7 protein-coding genes are annotated in these 4,942 nt (G+C 67.6%); 5 read left to right on the forward strand and 2 right to left on the reverse strand.

What is annotated here, in order from left to right:
- Both QOC69_RS17000 and QOC69_RS17005 read left to right on the forward strand, forming a co-directional pair.
- On the forward strand, positions 1-644 hold a 644-nt coding region (locus QOC69_RS17000; RefSeq protein WP_526441594.1), incomplete at its 5' end, for an alkyl sulfatase C-terminal domain-containing protein.
- Between the two features lie 49 nt (positions 645-693).
- Entirely contained in the window at positions 694-1,071 is a 378-nt protein-coding gene (locus QOC69_RS17005) for a Dabb family protein (RefSeq protein ID WP_526441596.1), read from the forward strand.
- 5 nt (positions 1,072-1,076) lie between these two features.
- Here QOC69_RS17005 and QOC69_RS17010 read toward each other — a convergent pair whose 3' ends face one another.
- A complete protein-coding gene (locus QOC69_RS17010) occupies positions 1,077-1,838 on the reverse strand; it encodes an SDR family NAD(P)-dependent oxidoreductase (protein ID WP_526441598.1) in 762 nt (253 codons plus the stop codon).
- 101 nt (positions 1,839-1,939) lie between these two features.
- Between QOC69_RS17010 and QOC69_RS17015 the strand changes: the two genes are divergently transcribed.
- The 3 genes from QOC69_RS17015 to QOC69_RS17025 all read left to right on the forward strand — a co-directional run bounded on the left by QOC69_RS17015 (position 1,940) and on the right by QOC69_RS17025 (position 4,564).
- Complete coding sequence (locus QOC69_RS17015) at positions 1,940-2,539, forward strand: histidine phosphatase family protein (protein WP_526441600.1); 600 nt, start codon at positions 1,940-1,942, stop codon at positions 2,537-2,539.
- 9 nt (positions 2,540-2,548) lie between these two features.
- Complete coding sequence (locus QOC69_RS17020) at positions 2,549-3,574, forward strand: phosphotransferase family protein (RefSeq protein WP_526441602.1); 1,026 nt, start codon at positions 2,549-2,551, stop codon at positions 3,572-3,574.
- Positions 3,575-3,688: 114 nt separating this feature from the next.
- Positions 3,689-4,564, forward strand: a complete 876-nt coding sequence (locus QOC69_RS17025; protein ID WP_526441604.1) for a transglutaminase-like domain-containing protein — start codon at positions 3,689-3,691, stop codon at positions 4,562-4,564.
- Between the two features lie 10 nt (positions 4,565-4,574).
- Here the strand turns inward: QOC69_RS17025 and QOC69_RS17030 are convergent, their stop codons facing one another.
- Positions 4,575-4,895 carry a LapA family protein gene (locus QOC69_RS17030; RefSeq protein ID WP_526441606.1) on the reverse strand — a complete coding sequence of 107 codons (321 nt, stop codon included), beginning with the start codon at positions 4,893-4,895 and terminating at the stop codon, positions 4,575-4,577.
- Positions 4,896-4,942: the final 47 nt, after the last annotated feature.

The raw sequence follows: 4,942 nt of genomic DNA on the forward strand, positions 1-4,942 counted from the left end.
ACCCTCCCGAGGCGATCGGACCGCGCTACGTCGAGGCGATGGGCGGCATCGACCGCGTCGTCGAGCTCGCCAAGCGTGCGTTCGACGACGGCGACTTCCGCTGGGCGGCAACGCTGCTGGATCACGCGATCTTCACCGATCAGAACCACGCAGGTGCCAGGGCGCTGTACGCCGACACCCTCGAGCAATTGGCCTACGGCGCCGAGAATGCGACGTGGCGCAACTTCTTCCTCTCCGGAGCGACCGAGCTGCGGGACGGCAACTTCGGGGTGCCCACCCAGACCACGTCGATGTCGATGCTCTCCCAGCTGACCCCGGAGCAGCTCTTCGACAGCTTCGCGATCAGCATCAACGGGCCGAGGGCGTGGGACCTCGACCTGGCCATCGACGTGACGTTCAGCGACGTCGCGACAAACTACCGGCTGACGCTGCGCAACGGCGTGCTGATCTACCGCAAGGTGCCCGCCGACGCCTCGACCGCCGCTGCGACGGTCACGCTGGTCAACAAGTTACGGCTGTTGACGTTCGCCGCCGGAGACACCACGTCGCCGGGCCTCGACGTCAGCGGCGACACCGACGCGCTGCCGTCGCTGATGGGCGTGCTGGACCGACCTAACCCCGGCTTCAACATCGTCACCCCCTAGCGGGAACAGGTCAACGGCACACCGGGTTTCAACCGTCATGATCCTGAACGTGTTGCGTCTCACCCTGAAGGACGACACCACGGCCGAACAGCGCGCCGAGGTGCTCGCGGCGTTGCGCCGAACGGCCGGCCTGCCGTGGGTCGCGTTCTCGTCGGTCGGGCCCGAGTTCGCCGACCCGACCGGCGTGACCTTCGGCTACGTCGTGGCCATCGACGGCCTGGCCAATCTGGAGCAGTACATGCACGATCCGGTGCACCTTGCGGGTGACGACGTGATCCTGCCGAGGGTGGCACGACTGTCGGCGGTGCGGTTCTCCGACGACGACGACCCCGACACCGGTGCCAAGGTGTTCGCGCTGCATCAGGCGAAGGTGGCCACGTACCCGGAATGGGGTCGACTGGTGGAATCGATCGCCGTCGACGGGTAGCGCTGTCAGGGCAGCCCGCCGTCGGCCCGCAGGATCGCCCCGGTGGTGTAGCTGGACGCATCGGAGGCCAGAAACAGTGCGGCGCCGATGATTTCGGTGGGCTCGCCGGCACGTCCCAACGACAGGTGCCGGAACGGGTTGTCGGCCCCGTCCAGCGCCCAGGCCTTGCTGATGTCGGTGAGGAACGGTCCCGCCATCAAGGTGTTCACCCGCACCGTGGGCCCGTATGCCTTGGCCAGGCCCTCGGTCAGCGCGTTGAGCCCGGCCTTGGCGGCCGCGTAGGGCAGCATGTCCGGCGCCGGGCGCAGCGAACCGGTGGAGCTGACGTTGATGATGGATCCTCCGCCTGCGGCGGCCATCCTCTCGGCCACCAGCGTCGACAGCCGGAACGGTCCCTTGAGGTTGAGGTTCACCACGGCATCGAACAGCTTCTCGGTCACCGATGACAACGAGTCGTAAAGCGGCGACATCCCCGCGTTGTTGATCAGCACGTCGACCTTGCCGAACCGCGCGTAGGCGGCGTCGACGAGGCCGTCGAGCTGATCCCAGCGACCGACGTGCACCTGATAGGGGAACGCGGTCCGGCCCGTGGCCGCCGAGATCTCCTCGGCCGTGACCACGCACGACTCCAGGTTGCGGCTGGCGATGATGACGTCGGCACCGCACGCGGCGGCCGCGAACGCCATCTCGCGACCCAAACCGCGGCTGCCACCGGTGACGAGCACGACGCGATCGGTCAGGTCGAACAGTCGGTCCGCGTAGCCCATCTGGGGCACTCCTATCGGTCGCGTCCGGCCCGGGAGGGCGAGGCCAATATCGTGACACAGGCAGCCACACCGAACGGTTCATCGAGGAGACGAGACGCCACATGCAACTGCTGTTGATCCGGCACGCGTTGCCGCTGCGCACCGAGGCTGGGCAGGGCTCCGATCCCGACCTGTCCGAGGACGGCATCGAGCAGGCCAAGCGGCTCCCCGACGCGCTGGCCCGATTCCCCATCACGCGACTGGTCAGCAGCCCGCAGCGGCGTGCGCTGCAGACCGCCCAACCGGTGGCCGACGCGCTCGGGCTGACAGTCGACGTCGACGAGCGGCTGGCCGAATACGACTACGGCCTGTCGCACTACACGCCCATCGAAGAGGCCTCGCAGGAAGACCTGCAGCGACTCATCGACGGTCACCTGCCCGGCGACGTGGACGAGGACGCGTTCCAGGCCAGGGTCAAGGCGGGGATCGACGACCTCGTCGCAACTGCGGCCCACGAGGACACCGTCGCGGTGTTCTGTCACGGCGGCGTCATCAACGCGCTGGTGCATCAGATCATGCGCACCGAGCGGCTGCTGTGCGTCCAGGTCGACTATGCGGGCGTGACCCGGCTGCTCTCGTCGCGCGACGGAGAGCTGGGCGTCGCATCCGTCAACGGCACTGAGCACGTATGGGATCTGCTGCCGCGAAACGCGCGATGGTAGACAAGTCCGATGACCTCTTCGACGCTGGACGGTCTCGACCTCGACGCACTGGACCGCCACCTGCAATCCATCGGGGTGCCGCGGACCGGTGACCTACGGGCGGAGCTCATCTCCGGAGGCCGCTCCAACTTGACGTTCCTGGTGTTCGACGACGCGTCGAAGTGGGTGCTGCGCCGCCCGCCGCTGCACGGCCTGACGCCGTCGGCCCACGACATGGCCCGCGAGTACAAGGTGGTGGCCGCGCTGGAGGACACCCCGGTGCCGGTGGCGCACGCCGTGACGATGCGCAACGACGACTCGGTGCTCGGCGCCCCGTTCCAGATGGTCGAGTTCGTCCCCGGCCGTGTCGTGCGCTTTGCCGAGGAACTCGAGGCCCTCGGCGATCAGGCCGTCATCGACAGCTGCGTCGACGCGCTGATCAAGGTGCTGGCCGATCTTCACTCCGTCGACCCCGACGCCGTCGGTCTCGGCGACTTCGGCAAGGCGAGCGGATACCTCGAGCGTCAGGTGCGGCGGTGGGGTTCGCAGTGGGATCTGGTGCGGTTGGAGGACGACCCGCGCGACGCGGACGTGAAACTCCTGCACACCAAACTCGGTGCGGCACTGCCTGCGCAGAGCCGCGGTTCGATCGTGCACGGCGACTACCGCATCGACAACACGATGCTCGACGCCGTCGACGCCACCAAGGTGCGCGCGGTGCTCGACTGGGAGATGTCGACGCTGGGCGACCCGCTCAGCGACGCCGCGCTGATGTGCGTGTACCGGCACCCGATGTTCGACATGGTGCACGCCAACGCGGCATGGTCGTCTCCGCTGATCCCGTCCGCCGACGAACTGGCGCACCGCTACTCGCTGGCCGCCGATCAGCCCTTGGCGCACTGGGACTTCTACATGGCGCTGGCGTACTTCAAGCTGGCGATCATCGCCGCGGGCATCGACTTCCGTGCGCGCATGGGGGGCACCGGCGACGACGATGACAAGGTCGGCGAGGCCGTCGCTCCCCTCATCGCGATGGGTCTGACCGCCCTTTCGTAGCGCTCGGATGAGACGGCAGCGTCCGTCTGCGGTTTGATTAGGCCTTGAGTGGGGTAACTTCGGGCCGAACCTCGCGCCGACGCGAGAATCCCCAATGACGGAAAGGTGGTCACCATGCCGTCATGGACGTTGCGCGGACGCGACAAGCTCGATGGGCCCGACGAGGCGGCGCCGTCGCCGAGCACCCTCAAGCGTCACGTCGGCGTCGAACTCGACGTGTGGATCGCCGAGCCGTCCACTCTGGAATTCCAGATCGCGGTCGCCCCGCAGCCGGGTGCGGAGGTCACCGAGTCGTTGTCGTTCACGTTGAACGGCAACGAGATTAAGGCCAACGAGATCATCGGCGACCACGGTAACCGGATCCACAAGTTCGACGCAGGCCAGGGCAGTCTGCTGGCCAGCTACAGCGCGACGATCATCGGCGAGGCCGAGCCAGCACCCGTGACCGAGATCGACATGTCCACCTATCTGCGACCCAGCCGCTACGCCGAGGCCGACAAGTTCTTCGGCTTCGCCGCCACCGAATTCGGTTCGTACACCGACCCCGCAACGCTGTTGGAGAATGTGTCGTCGTGGGTGGGCACGCGGTTGCAGTACGTGCCTGGCTCGTCGGATCCGATCGACGGCGCCGTCGACACCCTGCTCGCCGGACGTGGCGTGTGCCGTGACTACGCGCACCTGGTGGTCGCCCTACTCCGTGCGGTGAACGTGCCTGCCAGGTTGGTCGCGGTGTACGCGCCGGGTTGTGAACCCATGGACTTCCACGCCGTCGCGGAGGCGTTCGTGGACGGTCACTGGCGGGTGGTGGACGCCACGCTCTTGGCGCCGCGGCAGACGTTGGTGCGGATCAGCACCGGGCGCGACGCTGCCGATACCGCATTCCTGGACAACCACAACGGGTCCATCACGCTGAACTCGGCATGGGTGACGGCGGTGGTCGACGGCCCACTACCGAACGACTCCATCGACGACCTGGTGTCGATCCGATGACCGGGGCGGGCTACCTCAGGGCGGCCCTGTAGTTCTTCTTCGCCGCGCGCCGCAACTGGACGATGCGGGCCGCGCCGGCCAGCGTGGTGATGAGACCGCCCAACACCGCCGCCAGCAGGATCGCGACTCCGAGCGGCAAACTCCAGTTCCAGCCGAGGAAGTGGAAGCTGGCCGAGTCGGTGTTCTGCGCGATGAAGATCAACAACACGATCAGGATGAGGAAGCCGATGATGAGCGCCGACCACAGGGCGCCGGCCCTGGTGAATTTCACCGCGTTCTCGGGTGGCGGCGGCCTTGGCGCAGGCGCGTCCAACGGAGGCTCGTCCGCCATCCGATCGAGGGCTCCGGGCGGACCCGGCTCGACGGGCGGCACGTTCG

Origin of the sequence: Mycobacterium sp., assembly GCF_032162105.1 — a bacterium.
Taxonomy (GTDB): domain Bacteria; phylum Actinomycetota; class Actinomycetes; order Mycobacteriales; family Mycobacteriaceae; genus Mycobacterium.

Coding starts and splice junctions, on each gene's coding strand:
- QOC69_RS17020 (WP_526441602.1), top strand. CDS start 2,549: ATGACCTCTTCGACGCTGGACGGTCTCGACCTCGACGCACTGGACCGC.
- QOC69_RS17030 (WP_526441606.1), bottom strand. CDS start 4,895: ATGGCGGACGAGCCTCCGTTGGACGCGCCTGCGCCAAGGCCGCCGCCA.
- QOC69_RS17010 (WP_526441598.1), bottom strand. CDS start 1,838: ATGGGCTACGCGGACCGACTGTTCGACCTGACCGATCGCGTCGTGCTC.
- QOC69_RS17025 (WP_526441604.1), top strand. CDS start 3,689: ATGCCGTCATGGACGTTGCGCGGACGCGACAAGCTCGATGGGCCCGAC.
- QOC69_RS17015 (WP_526441600.1), top strand. CDS start 1,940: ATGCAACTGCTGTTGATCCGGCACGCGTTGCCGCTGCGCACCGAGGCT.